Below are 16772 nucleotides of genomic sequence, written 5' to 3' on the forward strand. Positions count from 1 at the left end.
CGGGGTCTAGCGGGCGGCAGGGGCCGTCGAGCCGCGGATGACCAGCTCGACGGGGAGGGTGTCGGTCTGGGGCGTGCGGCCGTCGAGGACGGCGAGCAGGGACGTCATGCCCCGTTCGCCGAACTGTTCCGCCGGCAGTCGCACGGTGGTGAGCTCGGGTTCCACGGCGGTGGCCAGGGTGAGGTCGTCGAAGCCGGTCACGGAGAGGTCTTCGGGTACGCGCAGGCCGAGGCGGCGGGCCGCCTTGCAGGCGCCCGCGGCGAGGATGTCGTCGTCGCAGACGAGCGCCGTGGGGCGGGGTCCGGGCGCGGAGAGGGCGGCCTCGGTGGCCGTGCGGGCGTCCTCGACGGTGAGGAGTGCCCGAGCCGTGCGTACGGCCGCGCCGGTGCCCCTCAGGGCCGCCGCGAGGGCGTCGGAGCGAACGTCGAAGGTCCAGGAGTCGACGCCCGCGGCGAGGTGCAGGAAGTCGCGGTGGCCCATGGCCAGGAGATGTTCGGTGGTCTGGCGCATTCCGTCGCCGATGTCGAGGTTGACGGTGGCCGCGCCGAGGCTGCCCGCGGGGTCGCTGTCGAGCATGACCAGGGGGAGTTCGTCGCCCTGGATGGTGGCGAGGGCGTCGGACGCGATGGAGGAGGCGAGGATGCCGTCGAGGGCGGCGCGGCTGGAGTCGAAGGGGTCGCGGGCGGGGCCGATGCCTTCGGGGGAGGGGTAGAGGACGACTCCGAAGCCGTGTTCGGCGGCGACGCGGGCGGCTCCGGTGTAGACGCGGGCGAAGAATTCGTTGGTGAGGGCGGGGACGACGAGGAGGGCCGTCCTGGTGCGGCCGAGGCGGAGGTTGCGGGCGGCGAGGTTCGGGCGGTAGCCGAGCTCGCGGGCGGTGGCCCGGACGCGCTCGGCGGTCCGTTCGGCGACACGGCCGCGCCACTTCTCGCCGAACACGAGGGAGACGGTGGCCTGGGACACCCCGGCGGCGCGGGCGACGTCGCGGCTCGTGGGGCGTGGCCCCGCGGCCTCCTGCTGTGGCCCGGCCACTTTTGGTACCTCCCGGATCGGTCCCGCGGGGAGATCGGGATGGACCCGCGGTGAGCGCTCATGGTACGTATGACGCTCGACGTTATACGTAAAACCTCTGCGCGTCGGCGCGGGGTGAGGGGCGGGAAGCATGGCTGCCGGATACGCGGAGATCCTCCGGACGAGATATGCCGGGCGGCTGCTCGCGGGCACGCTGGTGGGCCGGCTGCCGAACGCGACCGCCGCGATCGCGATCGTGCTGTTCATCCGCGCCGAGGGCGGGACCTACAGCCTGGCCGGTGGCCTCGCCGCGGTGTACGGCGTGGCCAACGCGGTGGGGCAGCCGCTGCTCGGCCGCCTGGTGGACCTGTACGGGCAGCCGCGGATCCAGCTCCCCGCGGCGGTCGTCTCCGCGCTCGGCATGGGGGCCTTCGCCTTCACCGGGCCCGATTCGCTCGGCCTCGCGTACGTGGCCGTTGGCGTGGCCGGGCTGTTCACACCGCCCCTGGAGGGCGGCCTGCGCGCGCTGTGGCCGAGCGTCCTCGGCAAGGAGGAGCAGGTGCACAGGGCGTACGCCATGGACGCGATCGCCCAGGAAGTCATGTTCACCGTGGGCCCGTTGCTGATCACCGGCTGTGTGGCGCTCTGGTCGGAGCAGGCCGCGCTGCTCGTCGTGAACGTCATCGGCGTGCTCGGCGCCCTCTCCGTAGTGATGTCGCAGCCCTCGCGCGCGTGGCGCTCGGCGCCCCGTGAGGCGCACTGGCTCGGCGCGCTGCGCTCACCCGGGCTCATCGCGCTGCTCGGCGCGTTCCTCTTCATCGGCATGGCGCTCGGCTCCATCACCGTCGCGGGCGTGTCGTACGCCGATGAGAACGGCGGCGACGCGGTGTACGGCTGGATGATGGCGGCGCTCGGCCTCGGCGCCCTGGTCGGCGGTTCCGTGTACGGGGCGCGGCAGTGGGCCGGCGTACCGGAGAAGCGGCTGACCGGCCTGGTGGCCCTGCTGGCCCTCTGCTACTGGCCGTTGACGCTGACGCCCGGTGCCGTAGCGATGACGGCGCTGTCGGCCGTCGCCGGGATCTTCCTGGCGCCGGCGCTCGCGTGCGCGTTCATCATCGTGGACCGGCACGCGCCGCGGGGCACCGTCACCGAGGCGTTCTCCTGGCTCGTGACCACGTTCACCGTCGGCGCGTCGCTCGGCACGGCCGCCGCGGGTCCGGTCGTCGAGTGGGGCGGGACCGTGTGGGGCTTCGCCGTTCCGGGGGGCGCGGGCGTCGCCGCGCTGGTTGTTCTGCTGGCCACGGCGCGGGTGCTCGTACTCCCCGCTGATTCGGCGGTCGTTGCGGGTTCATCGGAAAATGATCGAAACGGTGCCGTCGAACCCGGTTTCAGGGCAGGGCATCAGGCGTAATGTTCAGTCATGGACCGCCGCATTTTCGGGCTGGAGAATGAGTACGGCGTCACGTGCACGTTTAGGGGACAGCGCCGTCTGTCGCCTGACGAGGTGGCGCGCTACCTCTTCCGCCGTGTTGTCTCATGGGGCCGCAGCAGCAACGTCTTTCTGCGGAACGGCGCCCGCCTCTATCTTGACGTCGGGTCACATCCGGAATATGCGACACCGGAATGTGACAACGTGACCGAGCTGGTCACGCACGACAAAGCGGGCGAGCGCATTCTGGAAGGCCTGCTCGTCGACGCCGAACGCCGCCTGCACGAGGAGGGAATCGCGGGCGACGTCTATCTCTTCAAGAACAACACCGACTCGGCGGGAAACTCCTACGGCTGCCACGAGAACTATCTGGTGGCCCGGCACGGGGAGTTCTCGCGGCTCGCGGACATCCTCATTCCCTTCCTCGTCACGCGACAGCTGCTGTGCGGCGCGGGCAAGGTGCTGCAGACTCCACGTGGCGCCGTGTACTGCGTCAGTCAGCGTGCCGAGCACATCTGGGAAGGGGTCTCCTCCGCGACCACCCGCTCCCGGCCGATCATCAACACCCGCGACGAACCGCACGCGGACGCCGAGCGTTACCGCAGGCTGCACGTCATCGTCGGCGACTCGAACATGTCCGAGACGACCATGCTCCTGAAGGTCGGCGCCACCGACCTCGTCCTGCGCATGATCGAAGCGGGCACGGTGATGCGGGACCTGACCCTGGAGAACCCCATCCGGGCGATCCGCGAGGTCAGTCACGACATCACGGGCCGCCGCAAGGTGCGTCTGGCCAGCGGCCGCGAGGCCTCCGCCCTCGAAGTGCAGCGCGAGTACTACGAGAAGGCCGTGGACTTCGTGGACCGCCGCGGCATCCGCACGGGCACGGTCGAGCAGGTCCTCGAGCTGTGGGGCCGCACGCTCGACGCGATCGAGGCCGAGGACCTCGACCGCATCGGCACCGAGATCGACTGGGTCATGAAGTACAAGCTCATCGAGCGGTACCGCGCAAAGAACAACATGACCATGTCGCATCCGCGGGTCGCGCAGATAGACCTCGCGTATCACGACATCCACCGCCGTCGCGGGCTGTACTACCTCCTGGAGAGGAAGGGTCAAGCCGCCCGTATCTGCAACGACTTGAAGATCTTCGAAGGCAAGTCGGTGCCGCCGCAGACCACCCGCGCGCGGCTGCGCGGCGACTTCATCCGCAGGGCCCAGGAGCAGCGCCGCGACTTCACGGTCGACTGGGTGCACCTGAAGCTCAACGACCAGGCACAGCGCACGGTGTTGTGCAAGGACCCCTTCCGGTCGGTGGACGACCGGGTGGAGAAACTGATCGCCGGTATGTAACCCCTGATACAGGAGGCGCGTTGCGGGAACGCAACGCGGGGCGCCGTACGTTCCTCGTACGGCGCCCTTCTCCATGCGTAGAGTTGCGCGCACGCCAACCGACAAGATCGACCGATACGAGGCCCCCACCGTGCGCCGACGCTCACTTCTCCTTGCTGTTCCGGCCGGCCTGCTGACGCTGGCCGGGTGTGGTGACGACAAGAAGGCCGACAAGGCCAAGTCCAGCGACAGCCCGTCGCCTTCCAACTCGACCTCGGCCGCGCCGACGGCGAAGATCGTGGACGGGCCGGTGCCCGAGATCACGAAGGGGAACAAGTTCGGCCAGAAGCCGACCGTCGCCAAGGGGTCCGGGAAGCCGTCCTCCGACCTCGCGGTCAAGACCCTGATCGAGGGCAAGGGCGCCGAGGTGAAGAAGGGCGACTACCTCCAGGCGAACTACCTCGGCCAGATCTGGGCCACGGCCAAGGTCTTCGACAACTCGTACGACCGCGGTAACCCCACGGTCTTCCCGATCGGCGTCGGTCAGGTCATCCCCGGCTGGGACCAGGCCCTGGTCGGCAAGAAGCTCGACAGCCGTGTGGAGCTCGCGATCCCCCCGAAGATGGGTTACGGCACCGAGGGCAACAAGCAGGCGGGCATCAAGGGCGACGACACGCTGGTCTTCGTCGTCGATCTGGTGGGCACCTTCAGCGCCAAGAGCTCGGCCAAGGGCAAGGAGGTCGCGCAGTCCAACATCGACCTCCCCAAGGTCGGCACGAACACGGACGGCAAGGCCCCCAAGATCGACGTCCCGAAGAAGGACGCCCCGAAGAAGCTCGTCGCGAACTACATCCTCGAGGGCGACGGCGACGAGATCAAGGAGACCGACAGCCTCCTGTGCCAGTACAAGGGCGTGCTGTGGGCCGACGGCAAGGAGTTCGACTCCTCGTACAAGAGCGGCCAGCTCGCCTCGTTCCAGCTGGCGCAGGTCGTCAAGGGCTGGGCCCAGGGCCTGACCGGCAAGAAGGTGGGCAGCCGCGTCCTGGTCGTCGTCCCCCCGGAGCTCGGGTACGGCGACCAGCCGCCGCAGGGCAGCACCATCAAGAAGGACTCCACGCTGGTCTTCTCCGTGGACATCCTCGCGAAGATGTAAGACTGTCCCAGCCGGTCATTCGTATCAAGCAGGAGCATGAGTAACGTGAGCATCGAGAAGCCCGAGATCGACTTCCCCGACGGTCCGGCCCCGGCCGACCTCGAGATCGTGGACATCTGGGAGGGCGACGGACCGGAGGCGAAGGCGGGTGCCACTGTCTCCGTCCACTACGTGGGCGTGGCTTTCTCCACCGGTGAAGAGTTCGACGCCTCCTGGAACCGCGGTACGCCGCTCCAGTTCCAGCTGGGTGCCGGCCAGGTCATCGCCGGCTGGGACCAGGGAGTCCAGGGCATGAAGGTCGGCGGACGCCGCCGGCTGACCATCCCCTCGCACCTCGCGTACGGCGAGCGCGGCGCCGGTGGCGGCCGCATCGCGCCCGGCGAGACGCTGATCTTCGTCTGCGACCTCGTCGGCGTCTGAGCGACGACTGGGGCCAGGGTCTGATCAGACCTGTCCACCGAGGGTCCATGCCTGTCCTGGCATGGGCCCTCGGCTTTTGCCCGGACACCCCTGGGCGGTACGGTCAGCGGTCGGAAGCACTGTTGAGAAAGGGCGTCGATGGCCATTGCCAAGGCCGAGCGGCTGATGAACCTCGCGCTGTGTCTGCTCGGGACGCGGCGGCCGCTCAGCAAGCGCGAGCTGCGCGAGTCCATCGAGGCCTATCTGGAGGCGGGGTCCGACGACTCCTTCAACCGGATGTTCGAGCGCGACAAGGACGATCTGCGCGAACTCGGCCTGGTCATCGAGACGGTGGAGAACCTCGACGGCGAGGTGGGCTACCTCGCGCGCCGCGACAGCAACCGGCTGCCGCCCATCACCATCGACGCCGAGGAAGCCGCCGCGCTCGGCCTCGCGGCCAAGGTCTGGCAGCAGGCGCGGCTCGCCGGAGCCGCCAGCGGCGCCCTGCAGAAGCTGCGCGCCGCCGGACTTCCGGAGGACGTCGATCCGTACGAGGCGCACAGCGCCCTGGAGCCGCGGATCCCTGTGCACGAGGCGTCCTTCGAGCCGCTGATGCTCGCCTGCCGCGACCGCCGCCCCGTCGTCTTCGACTACCGCAAGGCCACCGCCGCCCGCCCCGAGCAGCGTCACGTCGAGCCGTGGGCGCTGGAGTGCTGGCGCGGCCACTGGTACCTCGCGGGGTGGGACCGTGACCGCGGCGCCGAGCGCGTCTTCAGGCTCTCCCGCATCACGGGGAAGGTCCGCGCCCGCGCCGGCAAGTTCACCGCCGACATCCCCGATGTGGTCACGGTGCGCGAGACCGTCGCGAGCTGGGCGGGGGAGAGTGCCGATCGCTCGGCCCTGATCCGACTGCGTACGGGCGCGGGCTATCCGCTGCGCGCCAAGGCCGCCCGGATACGTGAAGTGGGCGAGGGGTGGGACGAGTTGGAGATTCCGTACGGGCACGGGCTCGATGCCTGGCTGGTGGAGTTCGGACCCGATGTGGTGGTCCTGGAACCCGCCGAGCTGCGGGCCGACGTGGTGGACCGGCTGCGCGCCGTGGCCAAGGGCTGAGAGGACGTACAGACCATGGCCTCGAACGCCATCGACCAGACCCGGCGGATGCTCTCCCTGGTGACCTATCTGCGTGAGCGCCCCGGCGCCCACGTCAGCGACGTCGCCCGGGCCTTCGGGATCACCGAGGACGAGCTGATCTCCGACCTGGACGTGCTGCCGCTGTGCGGGACCAGTTTCCGCGGCGGCGACCTCCTGGACATCGACACCGACGGCGACCGCATCTGGTGGCACAATCCGGACGATGTGGCGGCCCCCCTGCGGCTCGCCGCCGACGAGGCCACCGCGCTCCTGGTGGCCGCCCGCGCGGTCTCCACACTTCCGGGGCTGCGCGAGAGCGACCGGCTGGCGCTGGTGCGCGCCACCGCGAAGCTGGAGACGGCCGCCGGTGAGAACGCCGGCGCCAGTGCGCGGCTCTCGGTGACCTTCGAGTCCGAGGGCGGTGTCTTCGCCGACGTCGACCGCGCCATCTCCGAGCGGCGCCGGCTCTGGCTGCGCTACTACTCGCCCGCGCGCGACGAGCTCACCGAGCGCGAGGTCGACCCGATCCGGCTCTTCGCCGTCGGGCACACGTACATGGAGGCGTGGTGCTACCTCTCCGAGGCGCGCCGCACCTTCCGCCTCGACCGGGTGGCCGAGATCAGGATCCTGGACGAGCCGTCCGCGCCGCCCGAGGTCGAACTGCGTGATCTCTCCGAGGGGCTCGTGCAGCCCGCCGCGGAGGACCCCGAGGTGGTCATCGAGGTGGGGCCCGGCGGCCGCTGGGTCGCCGAGTACTACCCCCACGACGCGGCCGATGAACTCCCCGACGGCGGCCTGCGGATCACGCTGCGCACCCCGGACCCCACCTCGCTGCGCAGGCTCGCGCTGCGGCTCGGCGGGGACGGGCACATCGTCTCCCCGGCGGATCTCGCGGACAGCGCACGGCAGGCGGCACGCGAGGCACTCGCGGCCTATGACCGGCACCCGGACGGGTCGGACCGGCATGCGGACCGGCACCCGGACGGGTCGTACGACAGGCAGGAGCAAGGGCGTTGAACACCAGCCTCATGTCCGAGATTCCCGGAATGTCGAGAATCTCCCCCGTGCTCTTCAAGGCCGCCTGCCCCGACTGCCGCGCCCGCTTCGAACTCTCCGCCGGCGCCCTGCGGTTGGCCATCGGCGCCTCGGCCCGCACCACCTTCTACTCGTTCACCTGCCCCGAGTGCGGCAACGCGGTGCGCAAGCCCGCGGGCGAGCGCATCGTCGAACTGCTCACCGGCGGCGGGGTGCGGACACTGCGTCTGCACTCGACCGTCTAGGCTCGGCGCATGTTCTGGGCGATGCTGGCGATCGCCGCGGGGTTCTGTGGCCTCGCGGTGCTCGGCGTACTGGCGATTCGGGTCTTCATCGAGGCGCAACGCCTCAGCACTCAAGTGACGCAGACCACGCAGCGGATCAATCGCGCGGCGGAGGATCTCGAAGCGGCGGCGACGGGTGCGGCCCGCGCGAGCCGGGATGTCCTGTAGCTCCTGTGTATCCGCTCGATGCCGCTGAGACGCGCATCGAGACCGCGGCCTGTCAACTTCCCTTGTCCGGAAGGTACGCTGCTGACGTAGCCCGGAGTGCGAGGCGCGGGCCGCAACTGGGGGTACGCACAGGGATTGCCCTGCGTTCACCCCTGAGCGTTACGATCGCTGTCAGCACGGTGGCCGGACAGCAAGTCCGACCTGTCCGGCAGCCCCGCCCCTGCCGCCTCGGTGAGAAGGTAAAGACGTATGTTTTCCGGAAAGATCGGCGCCCCCGAGATCATTCTCATTCTCGTCGTTGTCATTCTGCTGTTCGGCGCGAAGAAGCTTCCCGACATGGCCCGGTCGCTCGGCAAGTCCGCGCGCATCCTCAAGAGCGAGGCCAAGGCGATGAAGTCCGACGGCAAGAAGGACGAAGCCGCCCCGGCCGATCCGCCCAGCGACCCTTCCGCCGCTCAGCCGCGCACCATCCAGGCCGCGCCCGGCGACGTGTCCAGCTCCCGCCCGGTCACCGAGCCCACCGACAGCACCACACAGCGCTGATCCAAGGCCGGCGACGGCCGGCCTGCCGCACGAGATGAGGACGTGGGTTGCTCAAGTCTGCCCGCAAGAAGGAACAGGATCCCGAGGGGCGGATGCCGCTTGCGGAGCACCTGCGCGAGCTCCGCAACCGGCTCGCGAAGGCCGTGCTGGCCATCATCGTCGTCGCGATCGTCGCTGCCTTCTTCTACAAGGACATCATCGAGTTCTTCACGAACCCGATCCTGAGCTCCGTAGGGTGCGAGTCGAGCTTCGCCGAGCTGGCGGACAAGGGCGGCGAGGAGACCTGCGCGCGCATCGTGCTGAACGGCCTGATCACGCCGTTCACGCTCGCCCTGAAGATCTCCCTGATGGCCGGTGTGGTGCTCGCGTCGCCGATCTGGCTGTACCAGCTGTGGGCCTTCATCGCGCCGGGCCTGCACAAGAGCGAGAAGAAGTACGCGTACGCGTTCGTGGGCGCCGGCTTCCCGCTCTTCATGGGCGGCGCGTTCTTCGCGTACAAGACGCTGCCGACGATGGCACGCGTACTGCTGGAGTTCTCACCCGGCGGCGTCGACAACCAGCTGCCCCTTGACGAGCTGATCGACCTGGTCACCCGCATGGTGGTCGTCTTCGGTCTCTCCTTCGAGCTGCCCTTGCTCCTGGTGATGCTCAACCTCACCGGAGTCATCACCGGCAAGCGCATGCTCGGCTGGTGGCGCGGCATGATCATGGGCATCACCGTCTTCGCGGCCGTGGCGACGCCCAGCACCGACCCGCTGACCATGATGGCGCTCGCCGGACCGATCTGGGTGCTCTACTTCGCGGCCACCGCCTTCTCGCTCCTGAACGACCGGCGCAAAGCCAGGATCGAAGCGGCCAAGCCCGGTGACGACGAGGCCTCCGACCTCGACCTGACGCCCGAGGACGTCGGCGAGATCGAGCCCGTGTCCGCGAACAGGGCACTGCCCGAGCAGGCGAGCGGCGACGGCGCGACCCGAGACCGAGTGAACGGTTTCGACGACGTCACCTGACCTTGTAGGGTCCTCCCGCACACTTCGTCCGGGGGGACCCCTAGAGACCAGCGAGATCACACTCTTCGTCAATCCCACCGCGGGCCGCGGCCGGGGCGCCCACGCGGCGCAGCCGGCCGCTTCGGCGTTGCGGGCCGCGGGCTACTCCGTGCGCACGGTCATCGGCGAGGACTCCGCCGACGCACTGCGCCGGGCACGTGATGCCGTCGACGCCGGTACGGGCGCCTTGATCGCCGTCGGCGGTGACGGCATGGCGAGCCTCGCGCTCCAGGCCGTCGCACGGACGCCGACGCCCCTGGGGGTGATCGCCGTGGGCACCGGCAACGACTTCGCGCGTGCCCTCGGGCTCCCGGTGCGTGATCCGGCCGCCGCGGGGGCGGTCATCGCCGAAGCGCTCGACGCGGGGCGCACGCGCGACGTCGACCTGGGGCGGGTGGGCAAGACGTGGTTCGGCACGGTGCTCGCGTCCGGCTTCGACTCGCGGGTCAACGACCGGGGCAACCGGATGCGCTGGCCCACCGGACGCTTCAAGTACGACCTCGCGATGGCCGTGGAACTGGCGGCCTTCCGGCCCATCCCGTTCCGGATCACGCTGGACGACGCACAGGTCCACGAGATCGACGCGACGCTCGTCGCCGTCGGCAACGGATCCTCGTACGGCGGGGGCATGAAGATCTGCGCGCGGGCCGACATGGGCGACGGCCTGTTCGACGTCACGGTCGTCGGCGACTGCAGCCGTACGACGCTCCTGAAGGTCTTCCCGCGGGTCTACAAGGGCACGCACCTCGACCACCCCAAGGTCACCGTGTTCCGGGCCTCGAAAGTGGAGCTCGCCGCCCCGGGCGTCACGGGGTACGCGGACGGGGAGCAGCTCGGCGGGCTTCCGCTGAGGGCGGAGTGCGTGCCGGGGGCCGTGCGGGTGCTCGGGCCCGAGGGGCCGCGGGAGCCGTAAGGCAGATAATGATCGTCCGTTGTCAGTGGTGGCCGGTAGGCTCGAAAGCACGATGACAGAGGACCTCTCACCGGCCGAGCGGTATGCGGCGGCGCGCGAGCGCGCTGTCGAGCAGGCCACCGCACTCGCTGGCTTCCGCGAGATGTACGAATTCGGCCTCGACCCCTTCCAGATCGAGGCCTGTCAGGCGCTCGAGGCGGGCAAGGGTGTGCTCGTGGCCGCCCCCACGGGTTCGGGCAAGACGATCGTCGGCGAGTTCGCCGTGCACCTGGCCCTGCTGCAGGGCAAGAAATGCTTCTACACCACGCCCATCAAGGCGCTCTCCAACCAGAAGTACGCCGACCTCTCCAAGAGATACGGCGCGGACAAGGTCGGTCTGCTGACCGGCGACAACAGCGTCAACTCCGATGCTCCGGTGGTCGTGATGACCACCGAGGTGCTGCGGAACATGCTGTATTCGGGCTCGCAGTCGCTGCTGAACCTCGGCTATGTGGTCATGGACGAGGTGCACTACCTCTCCGACCGCTTCCGTGGCGCCGTCTGGGAAGAGGTGATCATCCACCTCCAGGAGTCGGTGACGCTGGTCTCCCTGTCGGCGACCGTCTCGAACGCCGAGGAGTTCGGCGACTGGCTGGACACCGTGCGCGGCGACACCCAGGTGATCGTCTCGGAGCACCGGCCCGTGCCGCTGTTCCAGCACGTCCTCGCCGGGCGCCGGATGTACGACCTCTTCGAGGAGGGCGAGGGCCAGCGCAAGACCGTCAACCCCGACCTCACGCGCATGGCGCGGATGGAGGCCAGCCGTTCGTACAACCCGCGTGACCGCCGCAAGGGCAAGATGGTCCGCGAGGCCGACCGTGAGCGCGAGCGCAGACAGCGGTCGCGGATCTGGACGCCCGGCAGGCCCGAGGTCATCGACCGGCTCGACTCCGAGGATCTGCTGCCCGCGATCACCTTCATCTTCAGCCGCGCGGCCTGCGAGGCCGCCGTGCAGCAGTGCCTGTACGCGGGACTGAGGCTGAACGACGAGGCCGCGCGGGCCCAGGTCCGCGAGATCGTCGAGGAGCGCACGGCCGCCATTCCGGACGAGGACCTGCACGTCCTTGGCTACTACGAATGGCTGGAAGGCCTGGAGCGCGGCATCGCCGCGCACCACGCGGGCATGCTGCCGACCTTCAAGGAAGTCGTCGAGGAGCTCTTCGTCCGCGGGCTCGTGCGCGCCGTCTTCGCCACCGAGACCCTCGCCCTGGGCATCAACATGCCCGCGCGCAGCGTGGTGTTGGAGAAGCTCGTCAAGTGGAACGGCGAGCAGCACGCCGACATCACCCCCGGTGAGTACACGCAGCTGACCGGCCGTGCCGGGCGGCGTGGCATCGATGTCGAGGGCCATGCGGTGGTCCTGTGGCAGCGCGCCATGAGCCCGGAGCACCTCGCGGGCCTCGCCGGCACGCGTACGTACCCGCTGCGGTCCAGCTTCAAGCCGTCGTACAACATGGCGGTGAACTTGGTCGAGCAGTTCGGGCGGCACCGTTCGCGTGAGCTCCTCGAGACGTCCTTCGCGCAGTTCCAGGCCGACAAGTCGGTCGTCGGGATCTCCCGGCAGGTGCAGAAGAACGAAGAGGGCCTTGAGGGCTACAAAGCCTCGATGACTTGTCACTTGGGCGACTTCGACGAGTACGCGCGCCTGCGCCGCGAGTTGAAGGACCGGGAGACCGAGCTCGCCAAGCAGGGCGCCAACCAGCGCAGGGCGGCGGCTGCCGCCGCCCTGGAGAAGCTCAAGCCCGGTGACGTCATCCACGTGCCGACCGGGAAGTACGCGGGCCTGGCCCTCGTCCTGGATCCGGGGATTCCCGCGGGCCGGGTCAACGGCCACCGAGGCTTCGAGCACCAGGACGGGCCGAGGCCCCTGGTCCTCACCGCCGAGCGGCAGGTCAAGCGCCTGGCCTCGATGGACTTCCCGGTGCCGGTCGAGGCGCTGGAGCGGATGCGCATCCCGAAGTCGTTCAACGCGCGCTCGCCGCAGTCGCGCCGGGACCTGGCGTCCGCGCTGCGCACGAAGGCCGGGCACATCGTGCCGGAGCGGCACCGCAAGGGGCGCGCGGCCGCCGCCGACGACCGCGAGATCGCCCGGCTCCGTACGGAACTGCGGGCGCACCCCTGCCACGGGTGCGACGAGCGGGAGGACCACGCGCGGTGGGCCGAGCGCTACTACCGCCTGCGGCGGGACACCGTGCAGCTGGAGCGGCGCATCGAGGGGCGCACGAACACCATCGCGCGGACCTTCGACCGGATCGTCGCGCTGCTGACGGAGATGGACTACCTCCGGGGTGACGAGGTCACCGAGCACGGCAAGCGGCTCGCCCGGCTCTATGGGGAGCTGGACCTCCTCGCGAGCGAATGCCTGCGGGAAGGCGTGTGGGAGGGCCTCAGCCCGGCCGAACTGGCCGCGTGTGTCTCGGCGTTGGTCTTCGAGGCCCGGATGGCGGACGACGCGCTCGCCCCCAAGATGCCCTCCGGGAAGGTGAAGGCCTCCCTCGGCGAGATGGTGCGGATCTGGGGGCGGCTCGATGCCCTGGAGGAAGAGTTCAAGATCAACCAGGCGGAAGGGGTCGGGCAGCGGGAGCCGGACTTCGGCTTCGCCTGGGCGGCGTACATGTGGGCGTCCGACAAGGGCCTCGACGAGGTGCTTCGGGAGATCGAGATGCCTGCCGGGGACTTCGTGCGGTGGTGCAAGCAGGTGATCGACGTCCTTGGGCAGATCTCGGCGGCTGCTCCTCGTGAGGGCTCGACCGTGGCCAAGAACGCCCGCAAGGCCGTGGATCAGCTGTTGCGGGGTGTGGTGGCGTACAGCTCTGTCGGCTGACGGCGGCTGATGGCGACTGACGCCGGCTGATGCCGGTGGGGCGGGCCCGGGGGTTTTCATCCCCCGGGCCCGCCCCTTTTTCGTATCCAGGTCCGCCTGTTCGACGCCATCACTCCGCGTGTTCGATTGATCGCCACGCGTGCAAATGGAGCCGAGTGTATGCCCGTCGGTGAGCGCGCTGCAGAGGGTTGCTGAATATGACTCGGCGATGATTCCGGCGGACTAAGCTCGCCCGGAGCGCGGCGAGTTGAAACGAGTTGCGATAGATTCGCGCGCTTGTTCCTAGATCTTTCGATTGTTCGCATACGTCTCCAGCTCCCAACTCCCCGTAATCTCCCCACATTTCCCAGCATCACCCCCCATTCCTCCCCCAAGACAAGTGTTCAGAGGGCATACATGGTGAGTGTTCAATCGCCTCCCGGTGGCCGAGAAGTCCCTTACGCACGCGTGCTGTTGCTGCCCGCCATGCTGATGGCCGCGGCCACCGGAGCCGCCGTCGCCGCGGTAACGGAGCCCGCCCGCATCGCGGTGGGCTGGTGCGGCGCCATCGCGACCCTCGTGGTGATCGCGGTCGGTGCCGAAGCCGTGCGTCGCGGCCGGACCATCCGGGAGTTGCACACCCAGCACGCGCAGCGGCTCGCGTTCCTCGAGCGGCGCATCGCGGCCCATGACGACGAGACCATCCGGCTGGGCAGGGAGATCATCCCTGAGGCCGTCTTCCGGCTCCGGCAGGGCGAAGCGCCGTCGGAAGTCATCCGCAACCTCGTCGACGCCGACGAGTCCTTCTCCGAACTGCCGCAGTCACAACGCAAGTTGCTCCGGAACGTCCTGGACACCCTGGACTCCGGAGAGGCGATGCGCGAGTCCTCGCAGCGCGCCTTCGTCAACATCGCCCGGCGCGTCCAGGCCATCGTCCACCAGCAGTCCGCGGAACTGCGCGAGATGGAGGAGTTCCACGGCCGCAACCCCGAGGTCTTCGACGACCTGCTCCGCATCGACCACGGCACCGCGCTGATCGGCCGTCTCGCCGACTCGATCACCGTGCTCGGCGGCGCCCGCCCCGGACGCCAATGGCCCAAGCCCGTACCGCTGTTCAGCGTGTTGCGCGGCGCCATGTCCCGGATCCTGGAGTACCAGCGCGTCGATCTGCACTCGATCGCCAAGGTCGCCATCCGCGGCACGTCCGTGGAGCCGCTCATCCACGCCTGCGCCGAGCTCCTCGACAACGCCACGCGCTACTCGCCGCCGCAGACCCGCGTGCACGTCACCGCCGTCGAGGTGCAGACCGGCATCGCCGTCGAGATCGAGGACGGCGGCGTCAGCCTCAGCGAGGAGGCGCGGGCCCGGGCCGAACGCATGCTCGCGCAGGCCCAGGCCGGCTTCGACCTGAACGACCTCGGCGAGAGCCCGCGCCTGGGCATGGCCGTCGTGGGCCGGCTCTCGCAGATGTACAACTTGCAGGTCTCGCTGCGCCAGTCCGCGTACGGAGGCGTCCGCGCGGTGCTCATCGTCCCGCACGAGATGATCACCGCCGGGCCCGCCCCCGGCCTCGCACACGGCATCGGCGCCTCCGCGGTGCCCCGGGTGAACTCCGAAGGCGTGCCCATCGAGGAGGCCGTCGGCATCCGGCGCAAGAAGCCCCGCGTGATGACGGCGGGCCCCCCGCTCTCCAAGTCGCTCGGCGCGGCCATGGAGGACGACATCCCCGAGGTCACCGAGTGGACGTCGAACGGTCTGCCGCAGCGCCGCAGCCGGGTCCGCACCTCGCTGAGCGAACGGCTCGCGCAGGAGGCCGCGGACGAGAAGTACGCCGCGCAGCGCGCCCAGTACGCCCCGCAGGCGGCCGCACCGGTCGTACCGGAACCGGCGAAGAAGGAGGAGAAGGAGCCCGGCCTCTGGATCGAGGCCTTCATGAAGGGCGTCAACGGCGACGACTCCGCAGCCGACGACCCGTTGTTCCCCAAGGGCCACAGCGAGAACGACCACGGCACCGCCGACGGTGCCGACAACGCCGACGAGGGGGGCTGGAAGTGATCCAGCAACGGGCCAATTTCGACTGGATGCTCAAGGAGCTCGCCGACGGCGTGCCGCAGACCCGGCAGATCGTGGTGCTCTCCGCGGACGGCCTGCGCATCGCGCGCTACGGCGGCGACCCCGACGCCGCCGACCGGATCGCCGCCGCCTGCGCGGGACTTCAGTCCCTGGCCGCCGCGGTGGCCACCGAGATCCCGCGGAGCGACGGCGGGATGCGCATGGTGATCATCGAGATCGACGGCGGCTACTTCTATCTGATGGCCGCGGGAGCCGGCGCGTACCTCGCCGTGCTCGCCGACGAGACCGTCGACGCTGGCCTCATCGGCAACCGCATGCGGGACCTGGTCGTCCGGATCGGCGCCCATCTGACGAGCCCGCCCCGGCGAGACGGGCAGGCCGTATGAATCCTCCGCAAGGCGAGCACCCCTCCCACCGAGACGACCCTCCCCAACGGCAGCGGCGCAGCCCGGAGAACCCCGAGCGGCTCTACATCCTGACCGGCGAGGACACGGAGCGGGCACCGCTCGACCTCGTCACGCTGATCGTCGCGCACGGCGAGGCACCGCCCTCCGCGGAGCCGGAGCACTCCGTGGTCCTGCGGCTGTGCAGCACGCCGCTGTCCGTCGCCGAGCTCTCCGCCTATCTCGCGCTGCCGTTCAGCGTGGTGACCATCCTGCTGACGAAGATGCTCGGGGCCGACCTGGTACAGGCTCGGGCGCCGATCGTCCGCTCCACGCTCCCCGATCGTTCCCTCCTCGAAGCGGTGATGCATGGACTTCAAAAGCTCTGACACGATCACCGGGCCCAGCAGCGAGGACGTCCTTCCGCACACGGCCACGGCCGCCGTGAAGGTCGTGATCGTGGGCGGGTTCGGGGTCGGCAAGACGACGATGGTCGGCTCGGTCAGCGAGATCCGTCCGCTGACCACCGAAGAGACCATGACCCAGGCTGGCATCGGCGTCGACGACAACTACGGCTCGGAGACCAAGACGGCCACCACCGTCGCGATGGACTTCGGCCGGATCAGCATCACCGAAGAGCTGGTGCTCTATCTGTTCGGCACCCCCGGCCAGGAGCGCTTCTGGTTCCTGTGGAACGGCCTCTTCGAAGGGGCGCTCGGCGCGGTCGTCCTCCTCGACACCCGGCGCCTGGAAGTCAGCTTCGACGTGATCGGCCGCCTGGAGGAGCGGGGCGTGCCGTTCGTCGTCGCCGTCAACGACTTCCCCGACGCGCCCCACCACCCGATGGAGACACTGCGGCGCGCCCTCGACCTGGACGAGGACGTGCCGATGGTGAAGTGCGACGCCCGGCAGCGCGCGTCCAGCCGGGACACCCTGCTGACCCTCATGCGGTACCTGCACACCCTGACCGTGGCCCGCGTCTGACACCCCCACCTCACCTCACCCGCAACCCCGGAATCTCTTC

General features: G+C 69.6%; 17 protein-coding genes. 16 read left to right on the forward strand and 1 reads right to left on the reverse strand.

Annotated features, from left to right (window positions below; translation table 11 throughout):
• Positions 1 to 6: 6 nt before the first annotated feature.
• Positions 7 to 1032, reverse strand: a complete 1026-nt coding sequence (locus ACWGI2_RS36380; protein ID WP_453700146.1) for a LacI family DNA-binding transcriptional regulator — start codon at positions 1030 to 1032, stop codon at positions 7 to 9.
• A 130-nt stretch (positions 1033 to 1162) separates the two neighbouring features.
• Between ACWGI2_RS36380 and ACWGI2_RS36385 the strand changes: the two genes are divergently transcribed.
• The 16 genes from ACWGI2_RS36385 to ACWGI2_RS36460 all read left to right on the forward strand — a co-directional run bounded on the left by ACWGI2_RS36385 (position 1163) and on the right by ACWGI2_RS36460 (position 16732).
• On the forward strand, positions 1163 to 2422 hold the full coding sequence (locus tag ACWGI2_RS36385) for an MFS transporter (RefSeq protein ID WP_453399407.1): 1260 nt from the start codon (positions 1163 to 1165) through the stop codon (positions 2420 to 2422).
• A 9-nt stretch (positions 2423 to 2431) separates the two neighbouring features.
• Positions 2432 to 3793 carry a Pup--protein ligase gene (pafA, locus tag ACWGI2_RS36390; protein ID WP_055550703.1) on the forward strand — a complete coding sequence of 454 codons (1362 nt, stop codon included), beginning with the start codon at positions 2432 to 2434 and terminating at the stop codon, positions 3791 to 3793.
• Positions 3794 to 3923: 130 nt separating this feature from the next.
• Complete coding sequence (locus ACWGI2_RS36395; RefSeq protein WP_453399642.1) at positions 3924 to 4925, forward strand: FKBP-type peptidyl-prolyl cis-trans isomerase; 1002 nt, start codon at positions 3924 to 3926, stop codon at positions 4923 to 4925.
• A gap of 45 nt (positions 4926 to 4970) precedes the next feature.
• Positions 4971 to 5345: an FKBP-type peptidyl-prolyl cis-trans isomerase gene (locus ACWGI2_RS36400; protein ID WP_453399643.1), complete on the forward strand. Its 375-nt coding sequence runs from the start codon at positions 4971 to 4973 to the stop codon at positions 5343 to 5345.
• 138 nt (positions 5346 to 5483) lie between these two features.
• Positions 5484 to 6437 carry a helix-turn-helix transcriptional regulator gene (locus ACWGI2_RS36405; protein ID WP_453399408.1) on the forward strand — a complete coding sequence of 318 codons (954 nt, stop codon included), beginning with the start codon at positions 5484 to 5486 and terminating at the stop codon, positions 6435 to 6437.
• 15 nt (positions 6438 to 6452) lie between these two features.
• On the forward strand, positions 6453 to 7475 hold the full coding sequence (locus ACWGI2_RS36410; RefSeq protein ID WP_453700147.1) for a helix-turn-helix transcriptional regulator: 1023 nt from the start codon (positions 6453 to 6455) through the stop codon (positions 7473 to 7475).
• Between the two features lie 11 nt (positions 7476 to 7486).
• Positions 7487 to 7738 carry a hypothetical protein gene (locus ACWGI2_RS36415; RefSeq protein ID WP_453399644.1) on the forward strand — a complete coding sequence of 84 codons (252 nt, stop codon included), beginning with the start codon at positions 7487 to 7489 and terminating at the stop codon, positions 7736 to 7738.
• A gap of 9 nt (positions 7739 to 7747) precedes the next feature.
• Positions 7748 to 7945, forward strand: a complete 198-nt coding sequence (locus ACWGI2_RS36420; protein ID WP_160503966.1) for a hypothetical protein — start codon at positions 7748 to 7750, stop codon at positions 7943 to 7945.
• Between the two features lie 249 nt (positions 7946 to 8194).
• Entirely contained in the window at positions 8195 to 8488 is a 294-nt protein-coding gene (gene tatA / locus ACWGI2_RS36425) for a Sec-independent protein translocase subunit TatA (protein ID WP_453399411.1), read from the forward strand.
• A 47-nt stretch (positions 8489 to 8535) separates the two neighbouring features.
• On the forward strand, positions 8536 to 9498 hold the full coding sequence (gene tatC, locus ACWGI2_RS36430) for a twin-arginine translocase subunit TatC (protein WP_453700149.1): 963 nt from the start codon (positions 8536 to 8538) through the stop codon (positions 9496 to 9498).
• A 55-nt stretch (positions 9499 to 9553) separates the two neighbouring features.
• A complete protein-coding gene (locus ACWGI2_RS36435; protein WP_453700387.1) occupies positions 9554 to 10450 on the forward strand; it encodes a diacylglycerol kinase in 897 nt (298 codons plus the stop codon).
• A 52-nt stretch (positions 10451 to 10502) separates the two neighbouring features.
• Positions 10503 to 13313 (forward strand): DEAD/DEAH box helicase, encoded by a 2811-nt coding sequence (locus tag ACWGI2_RS36440; protein ID WP_453700151.1) that lies wholly within the window; start codon positions 10503 to 10505, stop codon positions 13311 to 13313.
• A 396-nt stretch (positions 13314 to 13709) separates the two neighbouring features.
• Entirely contained in the window at positions 13710 to 15347 is a 1638-nt protein-coding gene (locus ACWGI2_RS36445; RefSeq protein ID WP_453399415.1) for an ATP-binding protein, read from the forward strand.
• Positions 15344 to 15751: a roadblock/LC7 domain-containing protein gene (locus tag ACWGI2_RS36450; protein ID WP_160503956.1), complete on the forward strand. Its 408-nt coding sequence runs from the start codon at positions 15344 to 15346 to the stop codon at positions 15749 to 15751. Before ACWGI2_RS36445 ends, ACWGI2_RS36450 begins: the two co-directional genes overlap by 4 nt.
• Positions 15748 to 16137 (forward strand): DUF742 domain-containing protein, encoded by a 390-nt coding sequence (locus ACWGI2_RS36455; RefSeq protein ID WP_453399416.1) that lies wholly within the window; start codon positions 15748 to 15750, stop codon positions 16135 to 16137. The genes ACWGI2_RS36450 and ACWGI2_RS36455 overlap by 4 nt, the downstream gene beginning before the upstream one ends.
• Entirely contained in the window at positions 16118 to 16732 is a 615-nt protein-coding gene (locus ACWGI2_RS36460) for a GTP-binding protein (protein ID WP_453399417.1), read from the forward strand. The genes ACWGI2_RS36455 and ACWGI2_RS36460 overlap by 20 nt, the downstream gene beginning before the upstream one ends.
• Positions 16733 to 16772: the final 40 nt, after the last annotated feature.

The sequence above is a fragment of the Streptomyces sp. NPDC054866 genome (genome assembly GCF_053610745.1).

Bases quoted from the DNA above. Each gene is read 5' to 3' on its own strand.
- pafA (WP_055550703.1), top strand. From the start codon at position 2,432: ATGGACCGCCGCATTTTCGGGCTGGAGAATGAGTACGGCGTCACGTGC.
- ACWGI2_RS36440 (WP_453700151.1), top strand. From the start codon at position 10,503: ATGACAGAGGACCTCTCACCGGCCGAGCGGTATGCGGCGGCGCGCGAG.
- ACWGI2_RS36405 (WP_453399408.1), top strand. From the start codon at position 5,484: ATGGCCATTGCCAAGGCCGAGCGGCTGATGAACCTCGCGCTGTGTCTG.
- ACWGI2_RS36445 (WP_453399415.1), top strand. From the start codon at position 13,710: ATGGTGAGTGTTCAATCGCCTCCCGGTGGCCGAGAAGTCCCTTACGCA.
- ACWGI2_RS36460 (WP_453399417.1), top strand. From the start codon at position 16,118: ATGGACTTCAAAAGCTCTGACACGATCACCGGGCCCAGCAGCGAGGAC.
- ACWGI2_RS36385 (WP_453399407.1), top strand. From the start codon at position 1,163: ATGGCTGCCGGATACGCGGAGATCCTCCGGACGAGATATGCCGGGCGG.
- ACWGI2_RS36455 (WP_453399416.1), top strand. From the start codon at position 15,748: ATGAATCCTCCGCAAGGCGAGCACCCCTCCCACCGAGACGACCCTCCC.
- ACWGI2_RS36415 (WP_453399644.1), top strand. From the start codon at position 7,487: ATGTCCGAGATTCCCGGAATGTCGAGAATCTCCCCCGTGCTCTTCAAG.
- ACWGI2_RS36420 (WP_160503966.1), top strand. From the start codon at position 7,748: ATGTTCTGGGCGATGCTGGCGATCGCCGCGGGGTTCTGTGGCCTCGCG.
- ACWGI2_RS36410 (WP_453700147.1), top strand. From the start codon at position 6,453: ATGGCCTCGAACGCCATCGACCAGACCCGGCGGATGCTCTCCCTGGTG.
- tatA (WP_453399411.1), top strand. From the start codon at position 8,195: ATGTTTTCCGGAAAGATCGGCGCCCCCGAGATCATTCTCATTCTCGTC.